Raw genomic sequence first — 11158 nt, 5'->3', positions numbered from 1 at the left:
CGCATTGCGGCGCGGTCGTGATGGCGCAGCGCGACGACGCGGAAGCGGTCGCAAATCTCGGCGCCGATTATCCCTATCTGTTCGATATCAGAAGGGGCCGCGATATCGTCGATTGCGTCGAGCGCGTATCCGAGTCTTTCGGGTCACAAAGCTGGAATCTCGCCCGCGAGAAGGTGGCGGCCCTCAAGGAGCATTGCCGCAAGAACAGGGTGATCGACGCCTTTCTCGCGGCGGTCACGCCTGATGCTGCGACGGTATGAGATCGAATTTCCGTTCCGGCCCGAGGTGATCGCCGGTCAGCCCTGCGCCTGCTTCATATCCTCGACAATGTCCTCGACGAAATGATCGATCATGTGCATGCCCTCATGCCGCATCACGACGTCATGCGCGAGTTTTCCGCCGAGGCGTTCGTCTTCGGTTGGCGCAAGTCCCCATTTGCGCATCACGCGCTCGCCGGGACGACGAAAGTAGACGGTGTTTGAAAATTCGTTCTTCCAAGCGGGATAGCCGATCTCGTCGAGCCTCTGTTTGAGATAGGCCGCGTTTTTCAGGATCAGTTCCGCCTGATGCCTGTATCCCTCGAGGCCGGTCTTGTGGATCTGCCACCAGAACTTCAATGGAGCGAGCGCGGATCTGGAGCAGGTGATCGTCGGAACGGCGTCGTTCAGATAGGCGACATGAAACGGGTTCTGCGTGTTCAGCACTTTGTTCGTGGTGATGAACAGCCCCAGCGGCTCGTCGAAGCCGAAAAACTTGTGTCCGCTGACGGCGATGGAATCGAACTTGCGCAGGCGGCGATCGACGAGATGGGCATGTTCGGTGAAGGGCAGATAGCCGCCGAAGAGCGCCGCATCGACATGGCGGTAGAGCGCCACGGGCTTCTTTCGCGCCAGCACGGCGTCGATCGCGTCCTGATCGTCTATACCGCCTTTGAAGGTCGACCCCATGGCGATCACGACAAGGGCCGGGCGGCTCGGGTCCAGCGCCTGTTCCAGCGCATCGACTTCCATCTCGCCCCGGACATTGGCCGGAACGAGCTGCATGTCGAGGTCCTGCAAGTCGCCCAGCTTCTTGATCGAGTAGTGCGCTTCCTCCGAGACATAGAGGATGGGCCTGAGCTTGCTCTGCGCGCGCAGCACGTTGACGCCGAAATAGATGCCGTGATTGTTTCCGTCCGTGCCGCCATTGGTCACGATGCCCCAGGCCTCGCCGGCGGGAAATCCATAGAGCGGGGCAAAGAAATCGATGACCTCGTTCTCGAACTCATGTGTGTTGAGCGAATAGAGGCTCGGCTTGCGCGGGTTGCCGACATTGTTCATCGCGACATCGGCGAGACCTGAAACCGCATACCAGTGGTAGAAGTCCGCGAGCTTGACGTTCTGATTGCAGGGAAATCCCACCGCCGTCTTCTTGTCCTCCACCATCTGCTGCGCGAAGGCGTTGAGGCGATCGATGTCGAGTTTCGGGGTCGTCATGATGCAGCCACTGATTTCGTTGTCGGTGGCACGAGTCTACATGGACCTTCCCCGCCCATGCGACCTAGGGAAATCCGCTATGGTTCTGCGACACTGGGCTGGATGGTGACCCCGACAGGATTCGAACCTGTGACCCCCAGATTAGGAATCTGGTGCTCTATCCAGCTGAGCTACGGGGCCCGAAGGCTATATGCCGGCGAAGCGGCAGCGAGGCCGCACCCTACGTCAGGCTTTTGCGCGCCGCAACAATCTCTCCTTTTGGCCTGTCCGACCGCTATGCATCCCGGTTCGCCGTGCTGCAATGGCCCGGATGAGAGCCATTTTGTAGCGAATCGGCACGGATTTCGCGGCCCTCTTATTGCGTAAGGCCTATGCAGACGAGGCGCCTGACCGGTTCATGTAGACCGATATGTCAGGGCCCTCATCGAAGGGTCCTGTCCATGCGATTGATTTTTGATCCCGGCGCTCTTTACCGGACGCCGAAACTGAGCCAAAACGACAAGGATATACGCCCACAAGTTGTCGTCAGTTGTGTGTGCGAACGTGCACACGCGCTGGTTGAGCCGGCTGGATTGGGCCCCGCGCATCTGCGCGGAGGTCGGCGCACTGAGGGGGGAGCATAGGCGATGAAGGTTCTGATCGTCGGAACGCAGCCGATCTATTGCGAAGGGCTTGGCGCAATTGCCGCGCGGATTGAGGCGCAGCCAATGGTCACTGTCTCGGTGGGACCGGACGCGCTGGCGCAGGCAGATGCGAGTGGCTACGACCTCATTCTGGCGGAGTTGAATGCCGCCTCGGTCAATCCGGAAGCGCTAGCCGCGGTTCAGAGGATCGCGAGCCTGCCGCTTGCGAGGCTCGTTGTTTTCAGCGATCGCGATACGCCCAACTTCGTGCGTGAAATCATGGAATTCGGCGTCAAGGGCTTCATCCCGAAAAGCCTGCCGACCAATCTTGCGCTGAGCGCCTTGCAACTCGTCCAGATGGGCGGGCGCTATGTGCCGGACAGCGTGCTCAGTTCCCGGCCGGGCGGCTTTGCCGAAGCGCCGGAGGCTTTTCGCGGCAACAATATCGACAAGCTCACCCCACGCCAGCGGGAGGTTTGGGAGGAGATGGGCAAGGGGCGCTCCAATCAGGAGATCGCGCAGGTCCTCGGCATTTCCGTCGCCACGGCGAAGCTGCACGTCAACGCGGTGCTTCAGACGCTCGGCGTGCGTAACCGGACGGAAGCGGCGCTCCTCTGGCAACGCACCATGGCCTCTGTCACCAGCGAATGAGTTTCGCCCGGCTTTGCGCCTTCCTCGCGGCGATCGCAGGTCTCGTTGGCCTCGTCGTGGGTGAGGGAGCGGCCTGCAATCTCAAGCCGGGCGACCGGCTGACGGTGCGCGAGGTGCTCGACGGACAAAGCCTTGTGCTTGCCGACGGGCGCGAGGCGGTTCTTGCGGGCATCAATGTCCCCAAGCCCGGCGAAGGGCGTGGCCAATATGCGGATGAGGCGCGCGCTCTTGTTGCGGACCTTCTGCGCGGCGGCGCGCATATCGCTTATGGCAAGGCGCGCGAAGATCGCTATGGCCGGCCCACGATCTTTCCGTTGCTCGCCGATGGACGAACGCTGCAGGCGCGGCTCGTTGCGGACGGCCTCGCCCGCGTCATGAGTTCGCCGGACAATCGCATATGTACCGATGAACTTCTCGCGCTTGAGGCGGAGGCACGTGCGGCGCATCGTGGACTTTGGCGCGATCCCTATTTTGCCGTCATTGCAGCGACGGACCTGACGCGCCTTCGCCGCGCGGAAGGCCGCTTCGCCATCGTTGAAGGCATTGTTGCCGATGCGGCCTTTCTGCGCGGACGGCTCTATGTGAATTTTGGCGACGATCGGCGCACCGACTTCACGGTGACAGTCGCGCCGGCCGCCGCTAAGCTTTTCCAGAACGGCGTCTGGACGTCGATTCCCGATCAGCCGAAATCGCTTGTTGGTCAAACCATGCGTGTGCGCGGCTTCATCGGCAGCTTCAACGGACCCGAAATTGCGGCAACGCATCCTGAGCAGATCGAGTTTCCGGAGCATGGCAGGGAAGCGGCGAAAGGTGACGGACGAGAGCGCCAGTCGAGTCATTGAGGCGCTACGCCGGTTGCGGCGGGTCTCGATTTCAGTCGCGCTCGTTGCGGCGCTTGCGGGCTGCACGACCAATCCCGCGACCGGCAAGGTGCAACTCGCGCCGCTCATGTCCGCCGAAGACGAAGCGCGTGAAGGCGCGGAGGCTCATCCGAAAATCATCGAGGCCTATGGCGGCGTCTATGACGATCCGCGGCTGGGCGCCTATGTGGCCGGGGTCACGGCGCGGATCGCAAAGGGCGCGGGGAGCAATGGCACCACATATCGCGTCACGATACTCAACAGTCCGATCGTCAATGCCTTCGCCCTGCCGGGCGGTTATGTCTATGTGACGCGCGGGCTGCTGGCGCTTGTCGACGACGAGGCGGAGCTTGCGGGCGTTATCGGCCATGAGATCGGTCATGTCATTGCGCGGCACGGCGCACAGCGCCAGACCGCGGCTCTCGGCGCCTCGGTGGTGGGGGCTGTGCTGGGCGCGGTGGTGGGCTCGTCCGCCGTCGGCCAGGCGGCGGGTCTGGGCGGGCAGGGGCTGCTCGCAGACTATTCGCGCGATCAGGAGTATGAGGCCGACGCGCTGGGCGTGCGCTATCTCGCGCAAGCGGGTTACGACCCGCAGGCCGAAGCGGACTTCCTTGAGGCTATGGCGGGTGAGCAGGCGCTCAACGACCGCATCCAGCATCGCAAGCGCGACCAGAGATCATCGGATTGGCTCGCGAGCCATCCGGCGACGCCTGATCGCGTGAAGGCGGCGCGCGAGCATGCCGGGGAGACAGGCGTGGCTGCGGGCGCGGGAGAACGCAACCGCGACGCGCTTTTCACGGCGGTGGATGGCCTGATTTATGGCGACGCGCCGGAGCAGGGAATGGTGCGCGGTCGCCGCTTCGTGCACCCGGGTCTGCGCATCGGCTTCACGGCGCCACCGAACTACGTGCTTACCAATGCGATGAAGGCCGTGATCGCACAGGGGCCGGACGAGACCATCGTGAAGTTCGACATGGCGAAGAAGGGCCCTGCTGTCGAAATCGGCACCTATATGAGTTCCGAATGGGCGTCGGGCGTCGATCTTTCGAAGATCGACCGCTACACGCTCAATGGCATGAAGGCGGCGGAGGCGAAGGCGCGATCCGGCAAATACAATGTGCGTCTCGTTGCGGTCGAGGCGGCGCCGGACACGGTTTATCGTTTCCTGATGGGCGTGCCGCCTGCGGCGGGTACGCGGCAGGACGGGGCCTTGCGCGAGCTTGTTCAGAGCTTTCACCGCCTCTCCGAGGCCGAGGTGCTGGCCGCGAAGCCGCTACGCCTGCGTATCGTGACGGTAGCGCTGAATGAGACGGCGGAGACGCTCGGCACACGGATGGCGCTTTCCGATTTCCGGACCGAGCGATTTCGGGCGTTGAACGGGCTTCGCGCGGGCGGGGAGCCGAGGCCCGGCGCGAAGGTCAAGATCGTCAGCGAGTAATCTGCCGTCCAACAAAAAGCCCGGCTTTCGCCGGGCTCTTCGATTTCGCCATTGAAGGGCCTGTTACGCCGCTTCGTTCTCGTCGTCATCGTCGGACTCGGTCTCGACGGCGGCCTTTGCCGCCTTCTCGCCGCGGCCCGAACCACCCTGCAGGGCAGCTTCGACGCGCTGGATCGCGGCGTCCTCGCCGATCCGCTCGACGGCGGCCACTTCGCGCGCCATGCGGTCGAGCGCGGCCTCATAGAGCTGACGTTCGGAATAGGACTGCTCGGGCTGGCGCTCGGAGCGATAAAGATCGCGCACGACTTCCGCGATGGAGATCAGGTCGCCCGAATTGATCTTGGCTTCGTATTCCTGGGCGCGACGGCTCCACATGGTGCGCTTGATACGCGCACGGCCGCGCAGCGTCTCGAGGGCGTTGTCGACGACAGCGGCGTCGGAGAGCTTGCGCATGCCAACGGCCTGCGCCTTGTTGGTCGGAACACGCAGCGTCATCTTCTCCTTATCGAAGCTGATGACGAAGAGTTCAAGCCTGTGGCCGGCAACCTCCTGTTCCTCGATGTCGAGGATCTGGCCGACGCCATGCGCGGGATAAACAACGAATTCTTTCGCCTTGAACGCAGGCTTGCTCACTGGCTTTTTCTCTTCCTTACGGGGTTCAGTCTTCTCGGCGGCTTTTTCCGCAGATTTTTCTGGTGCCTTTTCCGGCGCTTTCGGGGCCGCCTTGGCCACGGGCGCGGGCGCTTCCGGCTTGTGCGGCTTTGCCGCCTCGGCCTTCGGGGCGGCGGGCTTCTGCGCTTCGGGCTTCGCCTTGGGGGCGGGAGCAGCGGCAGTCAGCTTCGCGGCGGGAGCGGGCTTCTTTTCGGCAGGCTTCGGCGCGGCCTTGCCCGCGGCGGGCTTGGCGGGCGCGGCTTTGGCGGGGGCAGCCTTCGCGGCAGGCTTCGCCGTCTTGGCGGCGGGCTTTGCGGTAGCTTTGGCAGCCGGTTTCGTGGCGGGTTTGGCGGCGGGTTTGGCGGCTTTCGCTGCAGCGGGTTTGGCCGCTGCCTTGGCGGGCGCGGCTTTAGGAGCGGCAGCCTTGGCAGGCTTCGCCTTGGCGGCGGGAGACTTGGCCTTCGCTGCTGTCGACTTGGCAGTCGTCTTCGCTTTGGTCGTCATCGGCTTTTCCTAACCCAACGAGCCGTCCGGAGGTTCCGGCCGGGGTGGTCCCGTTCACGACACAGAGATCAGACACCTTCGAGAAAACCGACTTGGCGGCCCTCATGTCGTCGCTGACGCCACAAGAAACCTGACCGTCCTTCGACCCTCTTGCGTAAAGCACCGATGCTCCCGGACTTCGACCGGGGCAAAACGCAGCCTGCGGCCGTCCATAAGTCATTCTGATCTCGAAACGATCAGGTTATCGACCGGAACACTGGTTCACCAGAATACTGGCAGGAACGTCGGTTTGCGGATGGGCTCGTCGGTTCGCGCTCTGTCTCGCGAAATTTCATTTTCATGAGACAAAATATCATAAAACTCCCCCAAAGGGAAGGCGAACGTCACAAAAGCCATGCATAAACAGGGGGATAGGTTCCGACCTTCCGGCCACCCCCTTTACAACTCAAAGCTGTAGACCCCGGGCGCGGTGCGTGAGACGCGTACCGCTGCCTCGACTCGGGATCAATCGCCCTCGCCGGGCTCGGTGCTGAAGAACTTGTCGAACTTGCCTTCGACGCCCTGCCAGTCGTCGGCATCGGCGGGCGCCTCGCGCTTCACGGTGATGTTCGGCCACTTCGCCGCATATTCGGCGTTTACCTCCAGCCACTGATCGAGGCCCGGTTCGGTATCCGGCTTGATGGCTTCTGCGGGGCATTCCGGTTCGCAGACGCCGCAGTCGATGCATTCGTCGGGGTGGATGACCAGCATGTTGCTGCCTTCGTAGAAGCAGTCGACGGGGCAAACCTCCACGCAATCCATGTATTTGCAGCGGATGCAGGCATCGGTCACAACATAGGTCATCACAATCTCCATGACGCCGCGCCGTTACGCGACGTATGTGCTTCAGTTGCCTCTCGCCTGGCTCAGCGCCGAGGCTCGATCCCGAGCCGGGCCATCACGCGCTGGCGCGCCTGCCCGGATTCGCGATCGGGAACGTATATCAGCCCTGCGACGCGCCGCAACAGGTTGGCTTCAAAGTCGTCGAGGACGCCGTCGGCATAGACGACCTCCCACATCTTCTCGATCAGCGCGATGCGTTCCTGTTCGTCATAATCGCGCTTGATGGCCTGTGTCCAGCGGAACAGGTCCATCGTCCTGGCTTCCTCCGCCTCCGCCTCGGCGACAAGCCGGTCGACGTCCCAGGGCGAGAGGTGGAAACTCTCGGCGATGATGCGGCGAATGGCATTGCGTTCGGCCTCGGCAAATTCGGCATCCGTCGTCGCGGCGCGCACGAGAAGTGCGGCGACCGCGACCTCGAGATTGTGGAAGCGTCTGCCCTGATGGGACGCTGTGCCGCTCAGAAAAGTCTTGATGCGATCAAGCATGGACATTCACTCATCGTCGCCTCGCAGAGCGTCGGTCTGGCGGCGGTCCTTCTTGGTTGGGCGCCCGCTGCCGGCCTCGCGCACCGGGCCTGATTTCCGCCCTTCGCTTTCCGCGCGCGGGCGGGGTGGGTCCAGATCCTCGTAGAGCGTCTGTGCCTCGGGCGCCGGCCCCCGCCGCATTCCGGGTTTCAGCACCTTGATCACGCGGATATGGGACCCCAGCGGAAAAGTCAGCACGTCATTTGGCCGCACGAGACGGCTTGCCTTCGCGGTCCGTTCGCCGTTGAGGCGCAGCTTGCCCGAGGTGACGAGCGTGGCGGCGAGGGTGCGGCTTTTCAGCAGCCGCGTATACCAGAGCCAGCGGTCGATGCGTTGACCGCCGCCTGCAAGCTCGTCCTCATCCGCCATCGCCGCCGATCAGTTGCCGCGCACGCGCTCTTTGAGCACGGCGAGCGCTGCGAAGGGTGAATCCGGATCGATCTCGCGCTCGCGGCGCGGGGGCTTGGAGGAATATTCGCGCCTCTCGCTGCCCTTGCCATGGCGTTCATCGCGATCCTTGCCGCCATGACGCGGCTTGCCGCCCTTGCGCTCGTCTTCCTTGCGGCCGCCTTCCTTGCGGCCTCCATGGCGCTCATTGCGCTTGCCGCCTGCATCCGCACGCTTCTCGCCATCGCGTTCGCGATTGGGACCCTTGTAGCGTTCGCGGCGCGACTGCTGCGCCTCCGCGCCCGCTTCCGCGCCTTCCGCCTTGTGCTCACGGCGCGGCCGCTGCTCGGGCTTGTGGCGGCGAACAGGACGCCAGATTTCGAGTTCGACGAGTTCGTCCTCGCCGGCAGGCGCCGCTTCCGCGACGGTGGCCTCGGCTATCTCTGCCGGTGTGGCTTCCTCCGACGCGGCTTCCGGCGCTTCAGCTTCCAGCGCTACGGTTTCCTCATGGGTCGCTTCCTCGGCCGCAAGTGCTTCTTCCGCAGCGACGGTTTGGGCTTCGGCCTGTTCCGGTTCTGCCGCGGCAGCCTCCGGCGCAACAGCTTCCGCCGCAACGGGCTCAACCGCTTCGACCTTCGCTTCCGCCCCGGAGTTCTTCACCACGACGATCAAGGGCGTTGTCGGCGCGATGGGCTTTTCGGCGGCAGGCTTCGGCGGCTTCACCTTTTCGAGGCGCTGGCGATAGCCGAGGCCCTTCAGGAGATTGGCGAATTCCTCGCCCGAGCAGCCGACCAGCGACATCATGGCGGGCGTCACGACGAAGCCGCCATTGTAGCTGCGGTCGGCGATGACGGGCCGGATGAGATCCGCGATGCGTTCCAGCATGTCGAGACGCACGGCGCGGCCGCCGCAGAGGCGGAAACCGAGAGCTTCGTAGAAGCCTGCAGGCGCATTGGTATCGCCGGGCACCGAGGTGAGGCCCGGCGTCGGCGGCTGCGGCAGATCGCCGAAGGGATCGGCCACATCCTTGCGCGTGAGCGCCCAGAGCGTCAGCAGAAGGCGGGCAGGCGCCGGCTTGAGCAGCGCAGGCATGAAGATCGAATAGCTGCCGAAGCGCACGCCATATTTGCGGAGCTGGCCACGCGCCGCCTGATCGAGCGCGCGCACATCCTCCGACACCGTTTCGCGGCGGAGCGAACCGAAATTCTCGACGAGGCGGAAGGCGATGCCGCGGGCAAGGCCCGTGACGTCTTCCGCATCCCTGAGCGCGACGAGAGGCGCGAGAACGGTTGCGACATGCACCTTGAACCAGGCACCGAGCCTTTCGGCAACGGCGTCGTGCGATGGGCCACTGAGTTCGTCGCCCGCCAGTATCTCGATGCGCGGGACCAGCGGATTGTCGCTCGCCTTGAGTTCCGCCACCGGGCTTCCGTCCCAGATCAGCCGTCCGTGCTCGGACAGGTGAATGTCGAGATCGGGGGCCGCCGCGAGCCTTGCCGCGCGGGCCGCAATCTCCAGCGCGATCACGGGCTCGGAGGCAGCGCGCAGCACATTGCCATGCACGCCCTCGGCCTTCAGATCGGGCACAAACACAAATCCCTGGAGGCGGCCCACATACTCGCCTTCCACCAGGACTTCACCATCGCTATTAACCGCCGCCATTAGATCCTCGTTCTGGCGCAAACGCTTCATCAGGACGCTGGTGCGGCGGTCTATGAACCGCTGCGTCAGGCGCTCATGCAAAGCGTCGGAAAGCTTATCCTCTATCGCACGCGTGCGCTCCTGCCAATGAGCAGGATTCTGGAGCCAGTCCGCACGGTTGGAGACATAGGTCCAGGTTCTGACATGGGCGATGCGGCTTGCAAGCGCATCTATGTCGCCATCCGTGCGGTCGACACGCGCCAACTGCCCCGCCAGCCAGTCCTCGGAAATCTTACCGGAATCCCGCATCAGAAAGAGATAAATCCGCGTCAAAAGGCCCGCATGTTCGCTCGCAAGCGTCTTTCTGAAGTCCGGAATCTGCGCCACTTCCCACAAGCGCCTGATTGCCGCAGGGGAGCGCGCAAGCGGGGCGACATCCTCGTCGCGCACCATGCGGTGGAGCGCCTCGACGTCATCGCCGCTCTGGGCGCGGGTCAATCCGGGCCTTTCGGGGGAGCGTTCAAGGCTCTTGATCAGGGCCTGAATGCTGCCGAATTCCAGATGCGGGTTGCGCCATTGCAACACATGCTCGGCGTCGAAGAGGTGGTTTTCGATGCGCTCGATCGTGTCCTGGGCCAGCGGCGCGGCCTCGCCGGTCACGCCGAACGTACCGTTATTCATGTGCCGGCCGGCTCGCCCGGCGATCTGGGCGAGTTCGGAAACGCGCAACGGGCGGTGATGGACCCCGTCGAATTTCGACGTCGAGGCGAAGGCCACATGGTCCACGTCCATGTTGAGGCCCATGCCGATGGCGTCCGTGGCAACGAGAAAATCGACATCGCCCGACTGATAGAGCGCGACCTGCGCATTGCGCGTGCGTGGGGAGAGCGCCCCCATGACCACGGCGGCGCCGCCGCGCTGACGGCGGATCAGCTCCGCGATTGCATAGACCTGATCGGCTGAAAACGCGACGACGGCCGAGCGGCGGGGCAGACGCGTCAGCTTTTTCGAGCCGGTCCATGAGAGTTCCGAAAAGCGCGGCCGGCTTACGAAGATCGTGTCGGGCAACAGCTTCTGGATGAGGCCATGCACGGTTTCCGAGCCCAGCATCATGGTTTCGGAAAGGCCGCGCGCGCGCAGCAGGCGGTCGGTGAAGGTGTGGCCGCGTTCGCGGTCGGCGGCGAGCTGGATTTCGTCGACGGCAAGGAACTCGACCTCGCGTTCGAGCGGCATCGCCTCAACGGTGCAGATGAAATAACGGGCATGGGCGGGGATGATCTTTTCCTCGCCGGTGATGAGCGCCACGACGCCCGCGCCCTTCACCTTCACGACACGGTCATAAACCTCGCGCGCGAGCAGGCGCAGAGGCAGGCCGATCATGCCCGTCTCATGCGCCATCATCCGCTCAATGGCGAGATGGGTCTTGCCGGTATTGGTGGGGCCGAGCACAGCCGTGATCCGGCGGGCTCGTGCGAGACCGTCTGACGCTGCGCCAGGGGGGGTGATGCTCATCTCAGCTACA

10 protein-coding genes and 1 tRNA gene are annotated in these 11158 nt (G+C 63.8%); 4 read left to right on the top strand and 7 right to left on the bottom strand.

What is annotated here, in order from left to right; genetic code table 11:
* Nucleotides 1–260: hypothetical protein (locus tag ABFC66_RS01105; protein ID WP_346739110.1), on the top strand; the 260-nt coding region annotated here is incomplete at its 5' end.
* 36 nt (nucleotides 261–296) lie between these two features.
* On the opposite strand, the gene ABFC66_RS01100 is transcribed toward ABFC66_RS01105, so the two are convergent.
* A complete protein-coding gene (locus ABFC66_RS01100; protein ID WP_346739109.1) occupies nucleotides 297–1475 on the bottom strand; it encodes an aminotransferase class V-fold PLP-dependent enzyme in 1179 nt (392 codons plus the stop codon).
* A 103-nt stretch (nucleotides 1476–1578) separates the two neighbouring features.
* A tRNA-Arg gene (locus ABFC66_RS01095) sits at nucleotides 1579–1655 on the bottom strand.
* 446 nt (nucleotides 1656–2101) lie between these two features.
* On the opposite strand from ABFC66_RS01095, the gene ABFC66_RS01090 reads away from it, so the two are divergent.
* Genes ABFC66_RS01090 through ABFC66_RS01080 form a run of 3 tightly spaced genes read left to right on the top strand, consistent with a single transcriptional unit; the run spans nucleotide 2102 to nucleotide 5047 of the window.
* Nucleotides 2102–2749, top strand: a complete 648-nt coding sequence (locus ABFC66_RS01090; RefSeq protein ID WP_346739108.1) for a response regulator transcription factor — start codon at nucleotides 2102–2104, stop codon at nucleotides 2747–2749.
* Nucleotides 2746–3591, top strand: a complete 846-nt coding sequence (locus ABFC66_RS01085; RefSeq protein WP_346739107.1) for a thermonuclease family protein — start codon at nucleotides 2746–2748, stop codon at nucleotides 3589–3591. The genes ABFC66_RS01090 and ABFC66_RS01085 overlap by 4 nt, the downstream gene beginning before the upstream one ends.
* Entirely contained in the window at nucleotides 3560–5047 is a 1488-nt protein-coding gene (locus ABFC66_RS01080) for a M48 family metalloprotease (RefSeq protein WP_346739106.1), read from the top strand. The genes ABFC66_RS01085 and ABFC66_RS01080 overlap by 32 nt, the downstream gene beginning before the upstream one ends.
* 63 nt (nucleotides 5048–5110) lie before the next feature.
* Here ABFC66_RS01080 and ABFC66_RS01075 read toward each other — a convergent pair whose 3' ends face one another.
* The 5 genes from ABFC66_RS01075 to ABFC66_RS01055 form a co-directional block, all read right to left on the bottom strand.
* The gene (locus ABFC66_RS01075) at nucleotides 5111–6202 is read right to left on the bottom strand and encodes a CarD family transcriptional regulator (RefSeq protein ID WP_346739105.1); all 1092 of its coding nucleotides are present in this window, start codon (nucleotides 6200–6202) and stop codon (nucleotides 5111–5113) included.
* A gap of 504 nt (nucleotides 6203–6706) precedes the next feature.
* Nucleotides 6707–7045 (bottom strand): ferredoxin FdxA, encoded by a 339-nt coding sequence (gene fdxA / locus ABFC66_RS01070; RefSeq protein WP_346739104.1) that lies wholly within the window; start codon nucleotides 7043–7045, stop codon nucleotides 6707–6709.
* A 62-nt stretch (nucleotides 7046–7107) separates the two neighbouring features.
* The gene (locus ABFC66_RS01065) at nucleotides 7108–7575 is read right to left on the bottom strand and encodes a TerB family tellurite resistance protein (RefSeq protein ID WP_346739103.1); all 468 of its coding nucleotides are present in this window, start codon (nucleotides 7573–7575) and stop codon (nucleotides 7108–7110) included.
* On the bottom strand, nucleotides 7576–7977 hold the full coding sequence (locus tag ABFC66_RS01060; protein WP_346739102.1) for an RNA-binding S4 domain-containing protein: 402 nt from the start codon (nucleotides 7975–7977) through the stop codon (nucleotides 7576–7578).
* A gap of 9 nt (nucleotides 7978–7986) precedes the next feature.
* On the bottom strand, nucleotides 7987–11148 hold the full coding sequence (locus tag ABFC66_RS01055) for a helicase-related protein (protein WP_346739101.1): 3162 nt from the start codon (nucleotides 11146–11148) through the stop codon (nucleotides 7987–7989).
* Nucleotides 11149–11158: the final 10 nt, after the last annotated feature.

The sequence above is a fragment of the Parvibaculum sp. genome, assembly GCF_039680535.1.
Taxonomy (GTDB): Bacteria; Pseudomonadota; Alphaproteobacteria; order Parvibaculales; family Parvibaculaceae; genus Parvibaculum.
The sequence above is the reverse complement of the archived record's forward strand: the minus strand, read 5'-3'. Positions and strand labels throughout refer to the sequence as shown.